This is a genomic window from Streptomyces sp. NPDC006450, from assembly GCF_040612195.1.
Taxonomy (GTDB): Bacteria; Actinomycetota; Actinomycetes; order Streptomycetales; family Streptomycetaceae; genus Streptomyces.
Genome location: NZ_JBEXPT010000027.1, coordinates 40933 through 59275 on the forward strand (window position 1 = coordinate 40933; position 18343 = coordinate 59275).

An 18343-nucleotide genomic window follows, 5' to 3' on the forward strand; every position below is an offset into this window, starting at 1 on the left:
CTACCTTCCTCACCTAACAAATGTTTGGTGGAAAGGTAGCTGATCCGCTCATGGGTGTCTCCACCTCAAGCCCCGACAAGGGCATCGCACTCGTCACAGTCGACTACCCCCCGGTCAACGCGCTGCCCGTGCAGGGCTGGTACGACCTGGCCGACGCCCTGCGCGCGGCCGGCCGCGACCCGGAGGTCCGCTGCGTGGTCCTCGCCGCCGAGGGCCGCGGCTTCAACGCCGGCGTCGACATCAAGGAGATGCAGCGCGACACCGGCCACACCTCGCTCATCGGCGCCAACCGGGGCTGCTACGAGGCCTTCGCCGCCGTCTACGAGTGCGAGGTACCGGTCGTGGCGGCCGTGAACGGCTTCTGTCTCGGCGGCGGGATCGGCCTGGTCGGCAACGCCGACGCCATCGTCGCCTCCGAGGACGCGACCTTCGGACTGCCGGAACTGGACCGGGGCGCCCTCGGGGCCGCCACCCACCTGGCCCGGCTCGTCCCGCAGCACCTCATGCGGACCCTGTACTACACCTCGCGCACCGCCACGGCCGCCGAACTGCACGCGCACGGCTCGGTGTGGAAGGTGGTCCCGCGCGCCGAACTGCGGGCGGCCGCCCTGGAGCTGGCCGCCGAGATCGCGAAGAAGGACGGCTACCTCATCCGGCTCGCCAAGGCGGCCATCAACGGCATCGACCCCGTGGACGTGCGCCGCAGCTACCGCTTCGAGCAGGGCTTCACCTTCGAGGCCAACCTCAGCGGCGTGGCCGACCGGGTCCGCGACACCTTCGGCAGCAGCGGAACGAGCGAAGCAAAGGCGGAATCGGCATGACCGACAAGAGCATGACCCCCGAAGAGGCGGTCGGCCGGCTGAGCAGCGGCATGACCATCGGCATCGGCGGCTGGGGTTCGCGCCGCAAGCCCATGGCCCTGGTGCGCGCGCTGCTCCGCTCCGGGGTCACCGATCTCACCGTGATCTCGTACGGCGGCCCGGACGTCGGCCTGCTCGCCGCGGCCGGCCGGATCCGCAAGCTGGTCACCCCCTTCGTCACCCTCGACTCCATCCCGCTGGAGCCGCACTACCGGGCCGCCCGCGAGAGCGGCGCCCTCGCCCTCACCGAGCTCGACGAGGCCATGTTCATGTGGGGCCTGCACGCGGCCGCCAACCGGCTGCCCTTCCTCCCCGTCCGCGCCGGCCTCGGCTCCGACGTCATGCGCGTCAACCCCGAGCTGCGCACCGTCACCTCCCCGTACGCCGACGGGGAGGAGTTCGTGGCGGTCCCCGCCCTGCGCATGGACGCCGCGCTGGTCCACCTCAACCGGGCCGACCGGCTCGGCAACGCCCAGTACCTGGGCCCCGACCCGTACTTCGACGACCTCTTCTGCGAGGCCGCCGACGCCGCCTACGTCTCCTGCGAGCAGCTCGTCGAGACCGCCGAGCTCGCCAAGTCCGGGCCGCCGCAGTCCCTGCTCGTCAGCCGTCACTCGGTCACCGGGGTCGTGGAGACCCCGAACGGCGCGCACTTCACCTCCTGCGCCCCCGACTACGACCGCGACGAGGCCTTCCAGAAGCTGTACGCGACCACCCCCTGGCCCGAGTTCGCCGAGCGCTTCCTCTCCGGCGGCAGCGAGCACGCCTACCAGTCCGCCGTCCAGGCCTGGCACGAGGAGCAGAAGTGAGCAGTGCGACCACCACCACCGAAGGCTCCGCCACCGAGGCCGTCACCCGCGCCGAGTACTGCGTGATCGCCTGCGCGGAGGCCTGGCGGGACAACGGCGAGGTGCTGGCCAGCCCGATGGGTCTGGTGCCCTCCTTCGGAGCCCGGCTGGCGAAGCGGACCTTCTCCCCCGACCTGCTGCTGACCGACGGCGAAGCCCTGCTGGTCGGGCTCGACGGCTCGGCCGAGGGCTGGCTCCCGTACCGCCGTCACCTGACGATGGTCACCGGCGGCCGGCGGCACGTGATGATGGGCGCAAGCCAGATCGACCGGTTCGGCAACCAGAACATCTCCTGCATCGGGGACTGGGAGCAGCCGGCGCGCCAGCTCCTCGGGGTGCGCGGCGCCCCGGTGAACACCCTGAACAATCCGGTGAGCTACTGGATCCCCAAGCACTCCACCCGGGTGTTCGTCGAGCGCGTCGACATGGTCAGCGGCGTGGGCTACGACCGGGCGGCGGCGGCCGGGGTGACCCGGTTCCACCGGCTCCCCCGCGTGGTCAGCGATCTCGGCGTCTTCGACTTCACCGGCCCGGACCACACCATGCGCCTGGCCTCCCTGCACCCCGGGGTCACGGTGGAGCAGGTCCGGTCGGCGACCGGCTTCGAGCTGGCGATCGCCGACGAGGTCCCGTACACCCGGGAGCCGACGGCGCAGGAGCTGCGGCTGATCCGCGAGGTCATCGACCCCAAGGGCCTGCGCGACCGCGAAGTGCGGGTCTGACCGATGGAGACGGCATTCACCAAGCTGGTCGGGGTCGAGCATCCGATCGTGCAGACGGGCATGGGCTGGGTCGCGGGTCCGCGGCTGGTGTCGGGGGCCGCGGCCGCGGGCGCGCTCGGCATCCTGGCCTCGGCGACCATGACCATGGAGCAGCTGCGGGCGGCGGTCCACGAGGTCAAGTCCCGTACGGACGCCCCGTTCGGGGTCAATCTGCGCGCGGACGCGGGGGACGCGGCCGAGCGGGCGCAGCTGATCATCGACGAGGGCGTACGGGTGGCCTCCTTCGCGCTGGCTCCGTCCAGGGAGCTGATCGCGCGGCTCAAGGACGCGGGCGTGGTCGTGATCCCCTCGATCGGGGCCCGCCGGCACGCCGAGAAGGTCGCGGCGTGGGGCGCGGACGCGGTGATCGTGCAGGGCGGCGAGGGCGGCGGGCACACCGGTGACGTGGCCACGACCGTGCTGCTGCCGCAGGTGGTCGACGCGGTGGACATCCCGGTGATCGCGGCGGGCGGGTTCAGCGACGGCCGCGGTCTGGTGGCGGCGCTGGCCTACGGGGCCGCGGGCATCGCCATGGGCACCCGGTTCCTGCTGACCTCCGACTCGACGGTCCCGGACGCGGTGAAGGCCGAGTACCTGAAGGCGACCGTGAAGGACGTCACGGTCACCACGGCCGTGGACGGGCTCCCGCACCGGATGCTGCGCAGCGAGCTGGTCGCATCCCTGGAACGGGCCGGCCGGGCGAAGGCGCTGGCCAAGGCCGTGCGGCACGCCGCCGGATTCAAGAAGCTTTCGGGCCTGACCTGGGCGGAGATGGTCCGGGACGGCCTCGCGATGAAACACGGCAAGGACCTGTCCTGGAGCCAGGTGCTGCTCGCCGCGAACACCCCCATGCTCCTCAAGGCGTCCATGGTCGAGGGCCGTACGGACCTCGGTGTCATGGCATCGGGCCAGGTCGCGGGCGTGATCGAGGATCTTCCGTCCTGTGCGGAGCTCGTCACCCGCGTCATGGCCGAGGCCCACGCCGTGCTGGACCGGCTGCAGGGCCTCGCTCCCCCACAGCTTCCTCCCCTCCCCCCGCATCCGCTCGGCACCCTGCCACCACCAGGGTGATTCCCCTTCTCCGTGACTGGAGTTGCCCCAGATGAGCCGTGCCCGAATCCGCCTGGCGACCGCGGTGCTCGCATCCGCCCTCGCCATCGGGACCCTGCCCGCCGCCGCGTACGCCGCGCCGGCCGAAAGCCCCGCCGCCTCGCGTCACCACAGCCGCACGGAGTCGACGGAAACGATCCGCCAGATCCCCCTCCAGGGCGCGGTCAACGTCCGCGACCTCGGCGGCTACCGCACCTGGACGGGGGGCCGGGTTCGTCAGGGGCTGGTCTACCGCTCCGACGCACTGGGCAAGCTGACCGCCTCGGACATCACCACCGTCGGCGGTCTGGGCCTCACGAAGGTCCTCGATTTCCGCATCCCCATGGAGGTCCAGTACGACGGGGCCGACAAACTGCCCGCCGGCCTCACCACCACGGCCCGCCCGGTCAACGACAACGGCCTGTACGGGCTGCTGATGTCGGCGATAGGCAGCGGTGATCCCGTGAAGCAGGAACAGATGCTCGGCGGCGGCCGCGCCGAGGCGTACATGCGCGACGTCTACCGCGCGTTCGTGACCAACCCCGAGAACCGGGCGCAGTTCGCGACCACCCTCCGCGAGATCGCCGACGGGAAGCAGGGCCCGCTGCTGTACCACTGCACCTCGGGCAAGGACCGGACGGGCTGGATGAGCTACCTCCTGCTGAACGCGCTGGCCGTCCCGAAGGCCACGGCCGAGCGCGACTACCTGGCCTCGAACACCTTCCGCGCCGCGTACGACGCCCAGGTGCGGGCGGGCGTCAAGGCGTCCGGCCGGATGCAGGACCCCGATCTGCTGATCCCGCTCCAGGAGGTCCGCCAGGACTACCTGGACGCGGCGACCACGCAGATGGAGGCCGACTACGGCAGTCTCTACGGCTACCTCACCGACGGTCTCGGCCTGGACCTGCGGACCCTGGCGAAGCTTCAGGTGAAGATGGTCCGCTAGGCACCGGCAAGCACCGCTGCATCTGAAAACACCGCTGCATCCGAAAAGACCGCTGCGCCTGAAAACACCACTGCGCCGGGCGGCGTGTGCCGCCCGGCGCAGTGGTTCGTACGGGTGTGAGCCGATCAGGCGGAGCGGCGACGGCCCTGGCCGGCGCCACCCACGCGGCTGCGGGCCGAAGCCGCGGCCGCACCACCGGAGGGGGCGCCTCCGGTACGCCGGCCGCGCTCGCCGGAACCGCCCGTGGAGCCGCCCTGTGCGCCCTGGCCGCGGCGGGCCTGGCCGGAGCCGGAGGCAGGAGCCTGCCCGGCGGCGCCGCCACCGGTGCGACGGCCGCGGCCGCCCCCGGCGGCCGGAGCCGCGCCGGTGCCGGTGCCCGTACGCGGTCCGCCCGAGCGGCGGCGCGCACCGGAGCCGGAGCCCCCGCCGGCCTGGCCGGCGGAACGCTGACGCGGCGGGGTCGCCTGCGGCACCTCCATGACGACCGGGATGCCCGAGGGCTCCTTGGCGCCGGTGATGCGTGCGAGCTCTTCGTCGGAGGACTTGATCTGCGCGGTGCGCGGGGAGATCCCGGCGTCCGACATCAGGCGGGTCATGTCGCGCTTCTGGTCGGGCAGGACCAGGGTGACGACGCTGCCGGACTCGCCGGCACGGGCGGTACGGCCGCCGCGGTGCAGGTAGTCCTTGTGGTCGGTCGGCGGGTCCACGTTGACGACGAGGTCGAGGTCGTCGATGTGGATGCCCCGCGCGGCCACGTTGGTGGCGACCAGCGCGGTGACCTCGCCCGTCTTGAACCAGTCGAGGGTCCGGTTGCGCTGCGGCTGCGAGCGGCCGCCGTGCAGGCCGGAGGCGCGGACGCCGTCGGCGAGGAGCTTCTTGACCATGCGGTCGACCCCGCGCTTGGTGTCCACGAACATGATCACCCGGCCGTCGCGAGCGGCTATGCGCGTGGCCACGGCCTTCTTGTCGGTCTCGTCCATGACGTACAGGACGTGGTGCTCCATCGTGCTGACCGCACCGGCGGACGGGTCGACGGAGAAGGCGACGGGGTCGTGCAGGAACATCTTGACGAGCTTGTCGATGTTCTTGTCGAGGGTCGCCGAGAACAGCATGGTCTGGCCCTGGGGCTGGACCTGCTTGAGCAGGGAGGTGACCTGCGGCATGAAGCCCATGTCGGTCATCTGGTCGGCCTCGTCGAGGACCGTGATGGAGACCTGGGAGAGGTCGGCGTCACCGCGGTCGATGAGGTCCTTCAGGCGGCCGGGGGTGGCGACGAGCACCTCGGCGCCGCGGCGCAGGGCGCCGGACTGCCGGTTGATCGACATGCCGCCGACGACGGTCGTGATGCGCAGGTTGACGGACGTGGCGTACGGGGACATCGCGTCGGTGACCTGCTGCGCGAGCTCACGGGTCGGTACGAGGACCAGGGCGAGCGGCTGCTTCGGCTGGGCGCGGCGGCCGGCGGTGCGGGCCAGCAGGGCCAGGCCGAAGGCCAGCGTCTTGCCGGAGCCGGTACGGCCGCGGCCGAGCAGGTCACGGCCGACGAGGGAGTTCGGCAGGGTCGCGGCCTGGATCGGGAACGGCTCGGTGACGCCCTGGGCTGCGAGGGTCTTCAGCAGCGCCTCGGGCATGTCCATGTCTCCGAACGCGTCCACCGGCGGCAGGGCCGGGGTCAGCGGTTCGGGCATGGTGAATTCTTGGGGCCTGGCTACGGGGGCGGACTTCTGCCGTCCCGCGCCAGCCTTCGGACGTCCCTGGGCCGCACCTCGGCCCCGGGTGGGGCGGCGGCTGGGTCGTGCGGAGCTGGAGCTGGTCATGCGAGAAAGCCCTCCTGAAACCGGCAGGTAAATCAAATGGTTCGAAACAGCAGACAAGCCGGGGTCCGCACCTAGTCGGTGCGGACCCCGGCGTGCTGACTGCCTTAGGCGGGGAGGATGTTCTCCGCCTGGGGGCCCTTCTGGCCCTGGGTGACGTCGAAGGACACGCGCTGGCCCTCGTTGAGCTCACGGAAGCCCTGGGTGGCGATGTTCGAGTAGTGGGCGAAGACGTCCGGGCCGCCACCGTCCTGCTCGATGAAGCCGAAGCCCTTTTCCGAGTTGAACCACTTCACGGTGCCAAGTGCCATTTTTGAATCTCCTGAATAGGCGGCAAAGGGCCCCATCCGGAGATTCCGGCAAAACAATAAAAGCGCCTGTCGGAGCATTCCCGTCAGGCGCACATAAAGTTCATGGGTACCACAACTGCAACGAGCTCTAAGCTAGCACACGTCGGTCGGGGAGTGTCGCCGCGAGCATGTGACCTCCGTCCCGAGTGGGTCCGGCCCGCAGCTTCCCGCCCACCTCCGTGAGGGCCTGGCGGAGCCCCGGAATGCCCATCCCACCGGAGTCGAGGACGATCCGTTCCCCCTCCGGGGCGGTGTTGACCACATCAAGGCGAACCTCCCCGTCCTCGGTGTACAGGTTCATCCGGACGGCGGAGCCGGGGGCGTACTTCGCCGCGTTGGTGAGCCCCTCGCGGGCGATCCGCAGCAGCAGCCGCCCGTCGGCCGCCGGGAAGGGTCCCAGGCCGGGCTGGGTGCGGTGGGTGATCTCCATGCCGGTGGCCCGCATGTTCCGGGCCAGGGAGCCGAGGAAGCGGCCCACGTCCACGGGGGAGGTGTACGCACGGCTGCCCGCGGGGTCGGTCAGCATGTCCAGCACCTCCCTGACCTCGGCCATCGCGGCCCGCGCCGATTCCTCCACGGCTCCGGCGGCCTCCCGGACCCGGGGGTCGGCCTCGGCGTCCAGGCGCAGGGCCGCGGCCTGCAGCGTGAGGGCGGTGAGGCGGTGGCCGAGCCCGTCGTGGGTGCGCTGGGCCAAACGGGTGCGTTCCTGGACCACGGCGAGGTCGGCCGCCTGGTCCACGGCGGCGTGGGCCTGGCGGGCCCGCTCGCGCAGCGCGGTCATGACGTGCCGGTTGCGGCGCACGGTCTCCCCGTACAGGGCGGGCACGAGGATGGAGCCGAGGACGAAGGAGGCGGGGTCGCGCCCGGCGTACCCGAGCGGCAGGAACAGGTCGCGGGTGGCGGCGTAGACGACGGCCATCAGCAGGACCCCGCCCCAGCGGTGGGTGCGGCCGTACGCGGCCAGGGCGTAGGCGGCGAAGACGAGGGGGCCCCGGTCGTCGGAGACGACGGTGGCGGCGGTGGCGGCGAGCGCCGGGATCCACGGGTGGGAGCGGCGCCAGAGCAGGGAGAGCGCCGCGAGCCAGCCGGCGGCCAGGCTCGTGGGGTAGTCGGTGACGAGGCCGAAGCGGTGCACGTCGTGGAGGTTGAGGGTGGTGAGCAGTCCGCAGAGGAGGGCGAGCCAGATGTCGGTGCGGCGGGCGCGCACGGGGTCCGGCGCCCCGCTGCTCTCCCCGGTCAGGGTCCGCAGACCCCGCTCCAGCAGCTGTCCGGCGCGACCGGGCACGGCCTGCATGACTCCACCACCCCCCATCAGCGCACAGAAGTGCGCAGAACATGCCAAAACGTCCCCCCAGGTTGCCCTCCTTCCGCCGAAGGGGCATCCCGGGGGGACGCGTTCTCGGTGAACCGGCTCGCTGCGAACCGGTTCGTCGCCTACAGGGAGACGCCGTGGCCGTTCAGCCAGGCGACCGGGTCGATGTCGGCGCCGTAGCTGTTGCTGGAGCGGACCTCGAAGTGGAGGTGCGGGCCGGTGGAGTTGCCGGTGTTGCCGGAGCGGCCGATCTGCTCGCCGGCGGAGACGCGCCCGCCTTCGGAGGCGGTCGCCGAGGAGAGGTGGGCGGAGAGGCTGTAGCGGCCGTCGTCGTGCTTGATGACCACGGCGTTGCCGTACGCCCCCTGCCAGCCGGAGGAGACGACCGTGCCCGCGGCCGCGGCCCGGACCGGGGTGCCGGTGGACACCGCGAAGTCGATGCCGGTGTGGTAGCCGGCGGCCCAGCCGCCCGCCTGGTGGTACCGCGCGGAGACGGTGCCGCCGGAGACGGGCAGGGCGCCCTCGGCACTGCTGCGGGAGCTGCTGCGGGCGCCGCTCTTCGACGGCCCGGAGGACTCGGAGTCGCCCGAGGAGCGGGACGAGCTGGAGGACTTCGGCGCGGCCGGGGTGCTGCTGCCGGAGTCGGAGGAGGCGCCGGAGCCGGAGCCGTACGCGAGGCGCTGCCCCGGGAGGATCATGTCCGGGTCGGACCCGATCACCGAGCGGTTCTTGGAGTAGAGCGTCTGCCAGCTGACGCCCAGTTCGGAACCGATGGTGCCGAGGGTGTCCCCGCTGACGACGGTGTAGCCGTGGGCGCCCTGGGTGCGCTTCGGGGCGGCCGGGGTCGCCGGGGCCTCGACGTGCCCGTCCGCAGTCGAGGTGCCGGCGCCCCTGGCAGGAGCTTCGGGGGCCTCGGGGGCCGGTCCGCCGCGCTGGAGGCCGGCGAGCTTGCCGCAGGAGGGCCAGGCGCCCGGACCCTGGGTCGCCAGGACCTTCTCGGCAATGGCGATCTGCTGCGCCTTGGTGGCCCGGTCGGCCTGGGGGGCGTACTGCCGGCCGCCGAACTCCGCCCACGTGCTGGAGGAGAACTGCAGGCCGCCGTAGTAGCCGTTGCCGGTGTCGATGCTCCAGTCGTTGGTGGACTCGCACTGGGCGACCTTGTCCCACGTGCCGACCGACGCGGCGGACGCGGGCTGTGCCACGAGGCCCACGGCGGCGGGTGCGGCGATACCGGCGACAACGAGACCGGCGAGGGTACGGGCAGACGGGAAAGACATGCGGAGTTCCTGACTTCGGGGACATTGCGGAGGCCGGTGCACCGGGTGAAGCGGTGGTGCGTTCGGCCTCGGTCACCACCGTCCGGGAGGACGGGGGGTCCCCGAAGTCCCCGAAAGAGGACAAGCAGGGCAGCAAAAGGGGACCGGGGAGGGAGGGTTGGGCAGACCTAAGTCCCGATATGGCGGTAATGTCCGCAATGAGACGGGGATTCAGGGGCTTCAGGGGAGGTGGGTCACATGACGATCCGCGTGATGGTGGTCGACGACCAGAGCCTCATACGGTCGGGCCTGGTGACCCTGCTCGCGAGCGCGCCCGACATCGAGGTGGTCGCGGAAGCCGCCGACGGGGCCGAGGCCGTGCCGCTGGCGCGGACGCACCGGCCCGACGTGGTGCTGATGGACCTGGTCATGCCGAAGGTCGACGGCCTGGAGGCGACCTTGCAGCTGCTGCGGCTGCCGGATCCGCCGCGCGTGCTCGTCCTCACCGCCTACACGGCGGACGACCTGGTGCTGGACGCACTGCGGGCCGGCGCGGCCGGGTTCCTGCTGAAGGACCTGCGCCCCGAGGAGCTCTCCGCCGGCATCCGCACGGTCGCGGCGGGCGGCAGCGCCCTGGCTCCCGGGGTGATGCGGGTGCTGCTGGAACGGGCGGACACCCGCACCGGGGCGCCCGATCACGCGGAGCAGCTCTCCACCCTGTCCCCCGGCGAGCGGGACGTCCTCGCGCTGGTCGGCGAGGGCCGGACGAACCTGCAGATAGCGCAGGCGCTGCACCTGTCCCCGGCGAGCGTGAAGACGTACGTCTCGCGGATCCTGACGCAGCTCGACCTCTCGAACCGGACCCAGGCCGCGATCCTCGCCTACGAGGCGGGGCTGGTCCGCGCCGCGTGACCGCAGCCCGGAGAGGGCTGGCCGGTACGGGCGTGAGCGAAAACAATGGCGCCATGACGACGACTCCCCGCTCCCGGGCCCGGTCCTTCGACAGCGCCGCCGCTCTCTACGGGCGGCACCGGCCCGGCTATCCCGAGGCGCTGTACGACGCCGTCGAGGAGCTGGCCGGGCGCCGGTTCGCCGGGGCCCGGGTGGCCGACGTGGGGGCGGGGACCGGGATCGGGACGGCGCCGATGCGCGCCCGGGGCGCCGAGGTGGTGGCGGTGGAGCCCGGGGACGGGATGGCCGCCGAGTTCCGGCGCACCCGGCCGGGTATCCCGATCGTGCGCGGGGACGGGGACCGGCTGCCGTTGGCCGGGGGCTCCTTCGACTTCCTGACGTACGCCCAGGCCTGGCACTGGACGGATCCGGCGCGGTCCGTGCCCGAGGCCCGCCGGGTGCTGAGGCCCGGCGGGGCGCTCGCGATCTGGTGGAACGACCTGGACGAGTCGGCCGGCTGGGTCGCGGAGCAGGGCGAGCGGATCCGCGCCTTCTTCGCGGCCGGCGGCCCGGGCGGCGCGGTCGCCGGCGGCGCCGGCGCGGTCGGCGGGACCGCGCAGGCCCTGGGCTACCGCACGCTCCCGCGCGGCCTCGGCTCCGGTTTCACCACGCGGACCGTTCCGTGGTCCCGGTGGATCCCGCTGGAGGCGCATCTGGCGAACCTGGCGAGCCACTCCGCGTTCCTGCTGCTGGGCGCGGCCGGCACGCGGGAGTTCCTCGACGGCGAGCGGGCCCGGCTGCATCCGGCATTTCCGGACGGAGCGGTGGAAGAGCCCTACGTGGTCACCCTCAGCGTCGCCGTCATCTGAGACGGTGCGGTCGCGGCACTAGCGGATTGCGGCCCGGCCCCGTGAGGCTGACCGCCATGTCTCCCACTCCGTCGCCTTCTCGGCTGTCTCCGCCCGTCCACGCGTTCTTCCTCGTCAACGAAGGGATCGCCTTCCTGCTGGAGCTGATGATCCTGGTCGTGCTGGCCTGGTGGGGCTTCAGCCGGGACATCGGCTGGGCGGGGTCCCTCGGCCTGGCGGTGGCCGCGCCGGCCGCCGCCGCCGTGCTCTGGGGGATGTTCGCGGCGCCGAAGTCCCGGTTCACCGTTCCCCTCGCCGCTCAGCTCGCGGTCAAGGCCGTGGTGTTCGGCGCCGCCGCCCTGGCGCTGCTCGCGCTCGGGCAGCGGCAGCCGGCCCTGTGGTTCGCGGTGGCCGTGGTCGTGAACACCGCTCTCTCCGCGTACTACCGCAACCGCTCCTGAAGCACCGCCGCCCGGCACTGCGAGGGGCTCCCCCACGCGTCGCGCAGCGGGCGGGCCTTGCGCAGCCACAGGGAGAGGGCGAGTTCCTCGGTGTATCCGACGGCGCCGTGGAGCTGGAGCGCGGTCATGGCGGCCGCGTACGCCGCTTCGCCCGCGGTCAGCTTCGCCGCGGCGACCTCCCCGGGGGCCAGGGAGAGCGCGGCCGCCCACAGCAGGGGGCGGGCGAACTCCAGGCCGAGCAGGGTGTCGGCGAGCCGGTGCTTCACGGCCTGGAAGCCGCCGATCGCCGTGCCGAACTGGGTGCGCTGCTTCGCGTACTCCACCGTGCGCGCGAGGAGGGCCTCGCCGGTGCCGAGGCATTGGGCGGCGGTCAGCAGCCGTGCCCAGTCCGCGGCGTCCCGGGCCGCCGCGGTGACCGCCGGGCCGGCGGCGAGGAGTTCGCCGCCGCCGTCCGGGAGGGCCAGGCGGCGGGCGGGGTCGGTGGAGGTGCGCAGCGGTCCGGCGCCGGGGGCCAGGCGGAGCTCTCCGGCCGGGGACACCGTGAAGAGGTGGGTGGCGGCGTCGGCGTCCAGGGCGTACGGGCCTCCGCCGGGCAGGGTCAGGGTGGCCGAGGTCTCCCCGGCCACCAGCCCGGGGAGGAACCGCTTGGCCAGTGCTCCCTCGCCGAGCCGGGTCAGGAGTACGGCCGCGGCGGCCGTCTCCACCACCGGGCCGGGGACTCCGGCGCGGCCCAGCTCCACGAACCCGGTCGCCAGTTCCAGGGGCATGAGGCCCATGCCCTCGTGGGCCTCGTCGGCCGTGAGGGCGAACAGCCCGGTGGCGGCGAGCCGTGCCCACAGGGCCTTGCCCGGTGTGTGGTCGCCCGCGCCCCAGGCCCGTACCGCCGCCGGGACGTCGGAGGCGGCGAGCAGTCCGTGCAGGGTGCGGGCGAAGTCCGCCTGTTCTTCGGTCGGCAGGAAGCGCATCAGCGGCGGCCCTTCGGGAGGCCGAGCAGCCGCTCGGCGATGATGTCGCGCTGGATCTCGTTGGTCCCCGCGTAGATGGGTCCGGCGAGGGAGAAGATCCACGGCTCGGCCCATTCCCCGTCGGCGAGTTCCGCGTCGGGGCCCAGCAGGTCGAGGGCGCTCTCGTGCAGGGCGATGTCGTACTGGGACCAGAACACCTTGTTCAGGCTCGACTCGGCGCCGATCGTCTCGCCGGCGGCGAAACGGGAGGCGTTGGCCCAGGTGAACAGCTGGTAGGCGCGGGCTCCGACGACCGCGTCGGCGACCCGGTCGCGCAGTGCGGTGTCGGCCGGGTCCCCGTGGCTCTGCCACAGCTCCACGAGGCGGTCGGCGGCGGCGAGGAAGCGGCCGGGGGCGCGCAGGGTGAGCCCGCGTTCGTTGCCGGTGGTGGACATGGCGATCCGCCAGCCCTGTCCGGGTTCGCCGATGACGTCCGCGTCGGGGACGAAGACCTCGTCGAGGAAGAGTTCCGCGAAGGCGGGCTTGCCGTCGAGGCGGCCAATGGGCCGCACGGTGACCCCGGGGGCGTGCAGGTCGAACATCAGGTAGGTGAGCCCCTGGTGGGGCCTGGGGGCTTCGGGGTCGGTGCGGAAGATGCCGAAGGCGCGGTCGGCGAAGGCGGCCCGCGAGGACCAGGTCTTCTGCCCGGACAGCAGCCAGCCGCCCTCGGTGCGTACGGCGCGGGACTTCAGGGAGGCGAGGTCGGAGCCTGATTCGGGCTCGGACCAGGCCTGGGCCCAGATCGTCTCGCCGCTCGCCATGGAGGGCAGGACGCGGGCGCGCTGTTCGTCGGTGGCGTGGTCGAAGAGGGTGGGGGCGAGCAGGTTGATGCCGTTCTGCGAGACCCGGCCGGGTGCGCCGGCGGCCCAGTACTCCTCTTCGAAGACCAGCCAGTGCTCGATGTCCACGCCGCGGCCGCCGTACTCCTCGGGCCAGGACACCACCGACCAGCGGGCGGAGTGCAGGAGCGCCTCCCATGCCCGGTGGGCGGCGAAGCCCTCGCCGGTCTCCAGGGAGGGCAGGGGGGTGGCGGGCACGTGGGCGGCCAGCCAGTCGCGCGCCTCGGCCCGGAAGGCCTCCACGTCCGCCGCATGGTTCAGGTCCATCAGCTGTTCGCCTCCTTCATCGCGGCGCCCTTCATCGTGAACACGTTCATGCCGCCGAGCGAGTCCGCCGCCGTCTCGGCGTTGTGGGCGTGCGCGAGGTGGTGCAGGCCGAAGACGGAGTCCATGCCGGTGTGCAGGCCCTGGAGGTCCTCGGCCTGGTTGACCGCCCGCTTGGTGAGGGCCAGGCCGAAGGAGGGCATCTCGGCGATCCGCAGGGCGAGCCGGTCGGTGGCTCCGGCCAGTTCGGCCCGCTCGACGACCCGGTTGACCATGCCGACCTCGTAGGCCCGGCGGGCGGGCATCCGGTCGCCGGTGTAGAGGAATTCCTTGGCGATGCGCGGGGGCATGGCCCACGGGTGGGCGAAGTACTCGACGCCCGGGATGCCCATGCGGACGACGGGGTCGGCGAAGAAGGCGTCCTCGCTGGCCACGATCAGGTCGCAGACCCAGGCGAGCATCAGCCCGCCGGCCACGCAGGCGCCGTGGACGGAGGCGATGACGGGCTTGGGCAGCTCGCGCCAGCGACGGCACATGCCGAGGTAGACCTCGGATTCGCGGGCGAAGCGGGATTCGGCGCCGGAGCGCTGGGAGTGGTCCCACCACAGGCCCGCCCGGCGTTCGAAGGGCAGGTGCGCGTCGCGCTCCGGGGTGCCGATGTCGTGGCCCGCCGAGAAGTGCTCGCCGGCCCCGGCCAGGACGACGACCTTGACCGCGGGATCGTCGGCGGCGCGGTAGAAGGCGTCGTCGAGGGCGTAGGTCATCGCGCTGTTCTGGGCGTTGCGGTATCGGGGGCGGTTCATGGTCACGTACGCGACCGGGCCGCGGCGCTCGTAGAGCACGGGGGTTTCGTCGTCGGGCATCCCTGGATCCTTCCCTAACAAGTGTTTGGTAGGTTAACGTACGGCCATGAGCAGCGTCGAGGAGTTCCGCACCGAGGTTCGGAGTTGGCTACGGGCCCACCTCACCGGTGAGTTCGCCGCCCTCAAGGGCCGCGGCGGACCGGGCCGGGAGCACGAGGCCTTCGCCGAACGCCTCGCCTGGGAACAGCACATGGCGGCGCACGGCTGGACCTGCGTGGGCTGGCCCGTGGAGTACGGCGGGCGCGGCGCGAGCACCGCCCAGCAGATCGCCTTCCACGAGGAGTACGCGCTGGCCGACGCGCCCGCGCGCGTCAACCACATAGGCGAGCAGCTCCTCGGCCCCACCCTCATCGCGCACGGCACCGAGGAGCAGCGGCGGCGCTTCCTGCCGCCCATCCGGGCCGTGGAGGAGCTGTGGTGCCAGGGCTACAGCGAGCCCGACGCCGGCTCGGACCTGGCGAACATCCGCACCCGAGCCGCCCTGGTGGACGGCGCCTGGGTGGTGGACGGCCAGAAGATCTGGACCTCCCTGGCCCACGCCTCCCAGTGGTGCTTCGTCGTCGCCCGCACCACACCGGGCTCCCGCCGGCACGCGGGACTGTCCTACCTCCTGGTCCCGATGGACCAGCCCGGGGTGGAGGTCCGGTCCATCGTCCAGCTGACCGGAACCTCCGAGTTCAACGAGGTCTTCTTCGACGGGGCCCGCACCGACGCCGCCCACGTCGTCGGCGCACCCGGCGAGGGCTGGGCCGTCGCCATGGCCACCCTCGGCTTCGAGCGGGGGGTCTCCACCCTCGGTCAGCAGGTCGGCTTCCGCCGCGAGCTCGAAGACCTGGCCGCCCTGGCGCGGCGCAACGGCGCGATGGCCGATCCGCTGATCCGCGACCGGCTCGTCCGGGCCTGGATCGGCCTGGAGACCATGCGCGCCTCCGCGCTGCGGCCCGGGGTCGCCCCGTCCACGGCCAAGCTGTACTGGGCCCGCTGGCACCGGGACCTCGGCGAACTCGCCATGGACGTCTGCGGGGCCCCCTCGCTCCTGGCGGCGGGGGCGCACGGGGACCCGTACGACCTCGACGACTGGCAGCGGCTCTTCCTCTTCTCCCGCGCCGACACCCTCTACGCGGGCTCCGACGAGATCCAGCGCACCATCGTCGCCGAGCGCGTCCTCGGCCTTCCCAAGGAGGTACGGGCATGAACGCACCGGAAGACCGATCGGGCCACGCGCTCCGCAACGCGCCCGAGTACGTCGCCGGGCACGGGCTGCTGACCGGCCGGAGCGCCGTGATCACCGCCGCCGCCGGGGCCGGCATCGGCGGGGCCACCGCCCGCCGGTTCCTGGAGGAGGGGGCCCGCGTCCTCATCGGCGACGCGCACGCCCGCCGCCTCAAGGAGAGCGAGGAGGCGCTGGCCGCGGAGTTCGGCGCGGACCGGGTCGCCTCCCTGCCCTGCGACGTCACCGACGAGGAGCAGGTGGGCGCCTTCTTCGCGCTCGCCGAACGGCTCCACGGCCGCCTCGACCTCGTCGTCAACAACGCCGGGCTCGGCGGCACGGCGGACCTCGTCGACATGACCGACGACCAGTGGTCCCGCGTCCTCGACGTCACGCTGAACGGCACCTTCCGCTGCACCCGCGCCGCGATGCGCGCGATGCGGGCCTCCGGGACGGGCGGGGTGATCGTCAACAACGCCTCCGTCGTCGGCTGGCGCGCCCAGACCGGGCAGGCCCACTACGCCGCCGCCAAGGCCGGGGTGATGGCGCTGACCCGCTGCGCGGCGCTGGAGGCGGCCGCGTTCGGCGTACGGATCAACGCGGTCGCGCCGAGCCTGGCCATGCACCCGCACCTGGTGAAGGTCACCAGCGAGGAGTTGCTCACCGAACTCACCGCCCGCGAGGCCTTCGGCCGGTACGCCGAGCCCTGGGAGGTCGCCAACGTCATCGTCTTCCTGGCCAGCGGCTACTCGTCGTACATGACGGGCGAGACCGTGTCGGTCAGCAGTCAGCACGCGTAGGCCGTCGGATGACCGGCCGGCGCGGTACCAGAATGGACGCGTGCCCACGAACAAGCCGATCGCACCGACGGCCAAGAAGAAGCCCCAGGTGACGGCGTCGCCCGAACGCCGCCGCGAACTCCTCGACACCGCCGCCGAGGTCTTCGCCGCGCAGGGCTACAACGCCACCACCGTCCGCAAGATCGCCGACGCCGCCGGCATGCTCGCCGGCAGCCTCTACTACCACTTCGATTCCAAGGAATCGATGCTCGACGAGATCCTCTCCGCCTTCCTGACCGAGCTGTGGGAGGGGTACGACACCGTCCTCGCCGCCGGTCTCGGACCCAGGCAGACCATCGAGGCCCTCGTCACCGAATCGTTCCGGGAGATCGACCGGCACCGCGCCGCGGTCGCCATCTACCAGAAGGAGTCCCGGCACCTGTCGGTCCAGCCCCGCTTCCACTACCTCTCCGACTCGCAGGTCAAGTTCGAGAAGGCGTGGCTGGGGACGCTGGAGCGCGGGGTCGCGGACGGGGTCTTCCGCGGCGACCTGGACATCCGCCTCACGTACCGCTTCGTGCGCGACACGGTGTGGGTGGCGGCGTCCTGGTACCGCCCGGGCGGCCAGCACAGCCCGGAGGAGATCGCCCGCCAGTACCTGTCGATGGTCCTGGACGGCATCGCCACACGAACGTAATCCCGTACATCCCCGGCACATGCCTGGATATCCCTGAGGAGCTCCGATGCCCGAGGCCTACATAGTCGAAGCGGTACGCACCCCCGTGGGGCGGCGCAAGGGGGGCCTGTCCGAGGTCCACCCGGCCGACCTCGGGGCGCACGTCCTGAGGGCCCTCGTCGAACGGTCCGGGATCGACCCGTCGGCCGTGGAGGACGTGGTCTTCGGCTGCCTCGACACGGTGGGGCCGCAGGCGGGCGACATCGCCCGGACGGCCTGGCTGGCGGCGGGGCTCCCCGAGGAGGTCCCGGGCGTCACCATCGACCGCCAGTGCGGATCCTCGCAGCAGGCCGTGCACTTCGCGGCGCAGGGCGTCATGTCCGGCACCCAGGACCTGGTGGTCGCGGGCGGCACCCAGAACATGTCGATGATCCCGATCGCCTTCGCCTCGCGGCAGGCGGCCGAGCCGCTGGGCTTCACCGAGGGCCCCTACCTGGGGTCGGCGGGGTGGCGGGCCCGGTACGGGGACTCCCCCGTCAACCAGTTCCACGGGGCGCAGCTGATCGCCGAGAAGTGGGGCATCTCCCGCCTCGACATGGAGGAGTTCGCCCTGCGCTCCCACCAGCGGGCGCTGCGCGCGATCGACGAGGGCCGCTTCGAGCGGGAGATCGTCCCGTACGGGGCGGTGTCGGTGGACGAGGGCCCGCGCCGCGACACCACGCTGGAGAAGATGGCCGGTCTGAAGCCGGTCATGGAGGGCGGCACGATCACCGCGGCGGTCTCCTCCCAGGTCTCGGACGGCGCGGCGGCCATGCTGCTGGCCTCGGAGCGGGCGGTACGGGAACACGGGCTGCGCCCGCGGGCCCGCATCCACCACCTGTCGGTCCGCGGCGAGGACCCGATCCGCATGCTGTCGGCGCCGATCCCGGCGACGGCGTACGCGCTGAAGAAGACGGGCATGTCCCTCTCCGACATCGACCTCGTCGAGATCAACGAGGCCTTCGCCCCGGTGGCCCTGGCCTGGCTGAAGGAAACGGGCGCGGACCCGGAGCGGGTCAACGTCAACGGCGGCGCGATCGCCCTGGGACACCCCCTGGGCGCGACGGGCGTCAGGCTGATGACGACCCTGCTCCACGAACTGGAGCGCACCGGCGGCCGCTTCGGCCTCCAGACCATGTGCGAGGGCGGCGGCCAGGCCAACGTCACCATCATCGAGCGCCTGTAGCCACCGCCGGAACCCGGTCCCCCGGGGCAGTGCTCCGCAGAGCACTG

At 72.6% G+C, this 18343-nt stretch carries 19 protein-coding genes; 12 read left to right on the plus strand and 7 right to left on the minus strand.

What is annotated here, in order from left to right; translation table 11 throughout:
* Positions 1–50: 50 nt before the first annotated feature.
* From ABZY57_RS12055 to ABZY57_RS12075, 5 genes are read left to right on the plus strand one after another with little or no spacing between them, the layout of a single operon-like run.
* A complete protein-coding gene (locus ABZY57_RS12055; protein WP_356510822.1) occupies positions 51–821 on the plus strand; it encodes an enoyl-CoA hydratase family protein in 771 nt (256 codons plus the stop codon).
* Positions 818–1669, plus strand: a complete 852-nt coding sequence (locus ABZY57_RS12060; protein ID WP_356510824.1) for a CoA-transferase — start codon at positions 818–820, stop codon at positions 1667–1669. The genes ABZY57_RS12055 and ABZY57_RS12060 overlap by 4 nt, the downstream gene beginning before the upstream one ends.
* A complete protein-coding gene (locus ABZY57_RS12065) occupies positions 1666–2430 on the plus strand; it encodes a CoA-transferase (RefSeq protein WP_356510825.1) in 765 nt (254 codons plus the stop codon). Before ABZY57_RS12060 ends, ABZY57_RS12065 begins: the two co-directional genes overlap by 4 nt.
* A 3-nt stretch (positions 2431–2433) precedes the next feature.
* Positions 2434–3540 carry a nitronate monooxygenase gene (locus ABZY57_RS12070; RefSeq protein WP_356510827.1) on the plus strand — a complete coding sequence of 369 codons (1107 nt, stop codon included), beginning with the start codon at positions 2434–2436 and terminating at the stop codon, positions 3538–3540.
* 31 nt (positions 3541–3571) lie between these two features.
* Positions 3572–4504: a tyrosine-protein phosphatase gene (locus ABZY57_RS12075; RefSeq protein ID WP_356510829.1), complete on the plus strand. Its 933-nt coding sequence runs from the start codon at positions 3572–3574 to the stop codon at positions 4502–4504.
* A 125-nt stretch (positions 4505–4629) separates the two neighbouring features.
* Here the strand turns inward: ABZY57_RS12075 and ABZY57_RS12080 are convergent, their stop codons facing one another.
* The 4 genes from ABZY57_RS12080 to ABZY57_RS12095 all read right to left on the minus strand — a co-directional run bounded on the left by ABZY57_RS12080 (position 4630) and on the right by ABZY57_RS12095 (position 9257).
* On the minus strand, positions 4630–6321 hold the full coding sequence (locus ABZY57_RS12080) for a DEAD/DEAH box helicase (protein ID WP_356510831.1): 1692 nt from the start codon (positions 6319–6321) through the stop codon (positions 4630–4632).
* Between the two features lie 104 nt (positions 6322–6425).
* On the minus strand, positions 6426–6629 hold the full coding sequence (locus tag ABZY57_RS12085) for a cold-shock protein (protein WP_112447913.1): 204 nt from the start codon (positions 6627–6629) through the stop codon (positions 6426–6428).
* Positions 6630–6756: 127 nt separating this feature from the next.
* On the minus strand, positions 6757–7962 hold the full coding sequence (locus ABZY57_RS12090) for a histidine kinase (RefSeq protein WP_356510834.1): 1206 nt from the start codon (positions 7960–7962) through the stop codon (positions 6757–6759).
* Between the two features lie 140 nt (positions 7963–8102).
* Entirely contained in the window at positions 8103–9257 is a 1155-nt protein-coding gene (locus tag ABZY57_RS12095) for a peptidoglycan DD-metalloendopeptidase family protein (protein WP_356510836.1), read from the minus strand.
* Between the two features lie 237 nt (positions 9258–9494).
* On the opposite strand from ABZY57_RS12095, the gene ABZY57_RS12100 reads away from it, so the two are divergent.
* The 3 genes from ABZY57_RS12100 to ABZY57_RS12110 are packed head-to-tail and all read left to right on the plus strand — an operon-like array spanning position 9495 to position 11436.
* Complete coding sequence (locus ABZY57_RS12100) at positions 9495–10148, plus strand: response regulator transcription factor (protein WP_356510838.1); 654 nt, start codon at positions 9495–9497, stop codon at positions 10146–10148.
* A 53-nt stretch (positions 10149–10201) separates the two neighbouring features.
* Positions 10202–10996, plus strand: coding sequence for a class I SAM-dependent methyltransferase (locus tag ABZY57_RS12105; RefSeq protein WP_356510840.1), 795 nt, complete (start codon positions 10202–10204; stop codon positions 10994–10996).
* Positions 10997–11052: 56 nt separating this feature from the next.
* On the plus strand, positions 11053–11436 hold the full coding sequence (locus ABZY57_RS12110) for a YrdB family protein (RefSeq protein WP_356510842.1): 384 nt from the start codon (positions 11053–11055) through the stop codon (positions 11434–11436).
* On the opposite strand, the gene ABZY57_RS12115 is transcribed toward ABZY57_RS12110, so the two are convergent.
* The 3 genes from ABZY57_RS12115 to ABZY57_RS12125 are packed head-to-tail and all read right to left on the minus strand — an operon-like array spanning position 11418 to position 14406.
* On the minus strand, positions 11418–12401 hold the full coding sequence (locus ABZY57_RS12115; RefSeq protein ID WP_356510844.1) for an acyl-CoA dehydrogenase family protein: 984 nt from the start codon (positions 12399–12401) through the stop codon (positions 11418–11420). The two genes, ABZY57_RS12110 and ABZY57_RS12115, sit on opposite strands and share 19 nt — an antisense overlap.
* Positions 12401–13546 (minus strand): acyl-CoA dehydrogenase family protein, encoded by a 1146-nt coding sequence (locus ABZY57_RS12120; protein WP_356510846.1) that lies wholly within the window; start codon positions 13544–13546, stop codon positions 12401–12403. Before ABZY57_RS12120 ends, ABZY57_RS12115 begins: the two co-directional genes overlap by 1 nt.
* On the minus strand, positions 13546–14406 hold the full coding sequence (locus ABZY57_RS12125) for an enoyl-CoA hydratase (RefSeq protein WP_356510848.1): 861 nt from the start codon (positions 14404–14406) through the stop codon (positions 13546–13548). The genes ABZY57_RS12120 and ABZY57_RS12125 overlap by 1 nt, the downstream gene beginning before the upstream one ends.
* A gap of 46 nt (positions 14407–14452) precedes the next feature.
* Here ABZY57_RS12125 and ABZY57_RS12130 point away from each other — a divergent pair, with 46 nt between their 5' ends.
* Genes ABZY57_RS12130 through ABZY57_RS12145 form a run of 4 tightly spaced genes read left to right on the plus strand, consistent with a single transcriptional unit; the run spans position 14453 to position 18296 of the window.
* On the plus strand, positions 14453–15601 hold the full coding sequence (locus tag ABZY57_RS12130) for an acyl-CoA dehydrogenase family protein (RefSeq protein WP_356510850.1): 1149 nt from the start codon (positions 14453–14455) through the stop codon (positions 15599–15601).
* On the plus strand, positions 15598–16416 hold the full coding sequence (locus ABZY57_RS12135) for an SDR family oxidoreductase (RefSeq protein ID WP_356510852.1): 819 nt from the start codon (positions 15598–15600) through the stop codon (positions 16414–16416). Before ABZY57_RS12130 ends, ABZY57_RS12135 begins: the two co-directional genes overlap by 4 nt.
* A 40-nt stretch (positions 16417–16456) precedes the next feature.
* Positions 16457–17092, plus strand: a complete 636-nt coding sequence (locus ABZY57_RS12140) for a TetR/AcrR family transcriptional regulator (RefSeq protein WP_356510854.1) — start codon at positions 16457–16459, stop codon at positions 17090–17092.
* A gap of 46 nt (positions 17093–17138) precedes the next feature.
* A complete protein-coding gene (locus ABZY57_RS12145; protein WP_356510856.1) occupies positions 17139–18296 on the plus strand; it encodes an acetyl-CoA C-acetyltransferase in 1158 nt (385 codons plus the stop codon).
* The last annotated feature ends 47 nt before the right edge of the window (positions 18297–18343 follow it).

What these genes read in the sequence shown, in the direction of transcription:
- ABZY57_RS12110 (WP_356510842.1), top strand. Translation starts at nt 11,053, where the DNA reads ATGTCTCCCACTCCGTCGCCTTCTCGGCTGTCTCCGCCCGTCCACGCG.
- ABZY57_RS12145 (WP_356510856.1), top strand. Translation starts at nt 17,139, where the DNA reads ATGCCCGAGGCCTACATAGTCGAAGCGGTACGCACCCCCGTGGGGCGG.
- ABZY57_RS12115 (WP_356510844.1), bottom strand. Translation starts at nt 12,401, where the DNA reads ATGCGCTTCCTGCCGACCGAAGAACAGGCGGACTTCGCCCGCACCCTG.
- ABZY57_RS12125 (WP_356510848.1), bottom strand. Translation starts at nt 14,406, where the DNA reads ATGCCCGACGACGAAACCCCCGTGCTCTACGAGCGCCGCGGCCCGGTC.
- ABZY57_RS12070 (WP_356510827.1), top strand. Translation starts at nt 2,434, where the DNA reads ATGGAGACGGCATTCACCAAGCTGGTCGGGGTCGAGCATCCGATCGTG.
- ABZY57_RS12080 (WP_356510831.1), bottom strand. Translation starts at nt 6,321, where the DNA reads ATGACCAGCTCCAGCTCCGCACGACCCAGCCGCCGCCCCACCCGGGGC.
- ABZY57_RS12055 (WP_356510822.1), top strand. Translation starts at nt 51, where the DNA reads ATGGGTGTCTCCACCTCAAGCCCCGACAAGGGCATCGCACTCGTCACA.
- ABZY57_RS12075 (WP_356510829.1), top strand. Translation starts at nt 3,572, where the DNA reads ATGAGCCGTGCCCGAATCCGCCTGGCGACCGCGGTGCTCGCATCCGCC.
- ABZY57_RS12130 (WP_356510850.1), top strand. Translation starts at nt 14,453, where the DNA reads ATGAGCAGCGTCGAGGAGTTCCGCACCGAGGTTCGGAGTTGGCTACGG.
- ABZY57_RS12085 (WP_112447913.1), bottom strand. Translation starts at nt 6,629, where the DNA reads ATGGCACTTGGCACCGTGAAGTGGTTCAACTCGGAAAAGGGCTTCGGC.
- ABZY57_RS12060 (WP_356510824.1), top strand. Translation starts at nt 818, where the DNA reads ATGACCGACAAGAGCATGACCCCCGAAGAGGCGGTCGGCCGGCTGAGC.
- ABZY57_RS12100 (WP_356510838.1), top strand. Translation starts at nt 9,495, where the DNA reads ATGACGATCCGCGTGATGGTGGTCGACGACCAGAGCCTCATACGGTCG.
- ABZY57_RS12105 (WP_356510840.1), top strand. Translation starts at nt 10,202, where the DNA reads ATGACGACGACTCCCCGCTCCCGGGCCCGGTCCTTCGACAGCGCCGCC.
- ABZY57_RS12135 (WP_356510852.1), top strand. Translation starts at nt 15,598, where the DNA reads ATGAACGCACCGGAAGACCGATCGGGCCACGCGCTCCGCAACGCGCCC.
- ABZY57_RS12120 (WP_356510846.1), bottom strand. Translation starts at nt 13,546, where the DNA reads ATGGACCTGAACCATGCGGCGGACGTGGAGGCCTTCCGGGCCGAGGCG.
- ABZY57_RS12095 (WP_356510836.1), bottom strand. Translation starts at nt 9,257, where the DNA reads ATGTCTTTCCCGTCTGCCCGTACCCTCGCCGGTCTCGTTGTCGCCGGT.
- ABZY57_RS12090 (WP_356510834.1), bottom strand. Translation starts at nt 7,962, where the DNA reads ATGCAGGCCGTGCCCGGTCGCGCCGGACAGCTGCTGGAGCGGGGTCTG.